A 672-nucleotide genomic window follows, 5' to 3' on the forward strand; every position below is an offset into this window, starting at 1 on the left:
CTAGTTCTGCTGGAGTACTTGCGATCAGCTCCTCTTCGGTCATTAGATCAATATCAGCAATTTCATCGGCACTTGGTTGGCTTGTTTCAACATTAGCCTCTGCTACAACTTGAGCGAGACTATTTTCTTGCTGATTTTGCCACCACCAAGCTGCTGAGATACCGATGATGACAATGGCTATTACCCAAGTCAGCAACATAATTCGGCTGTTGTGTTTCTCGTGTTTGGTTTTACGAGAAAAACTTTGCATTTCGATTTCTTGCTCTTTTGGCTTTACATCTGCCGTTTGTTCTAGAGCAACCAGCACCACTTTCTCATCTAGCCCGACAAACTTTGCGTAAGAACGCAAATAGCCGCGAGTGAATGTCGCTACTTGTTGAGATTCAAATCGGTTGTTTTCAATATCTTCAATAACAGAAACGCGAAGTCTCAGGCGATCAGCAACTTGCTTTTGAGTCATACCTAAAGATTCGCGTTTGTTTTTGAGTAATGTGCCCGCTTCAATCGAAAGCGGTACTTCATTGGTATTTTCGTGTTCTGTCATAATGGTGGTATTTAATCTGTTTTAGTGGCTAACACGGTTATTTATTTTCGTTGTTGTTCTTAAGCCTCATTTAAAGATAACTAGCCTGTTCGCGTTAACCAAAATTATATTTTTAAGAAATTCTCAAC

The 672-nt window shown here is 40.3% G+C and carries 1 protein-coding gene; it reads right to left on the bottom strand.

All coding sequences use genetic code 11. The annotated features are described in order from the left end of the window. The coding region (locus tag R8O11_RS28200) for a helix-turn-helix domain-containing protein (RefSeq protein ID WP_318194996.1) at positions 1 to 544 on the bottom strand (544 nt) is incomplete at its 3' end. Positions 545 to 672 lie beyond the last annotated feature (128 nt).

The organism is Vibrio sp. 1288, assembly GCF_033344475.1.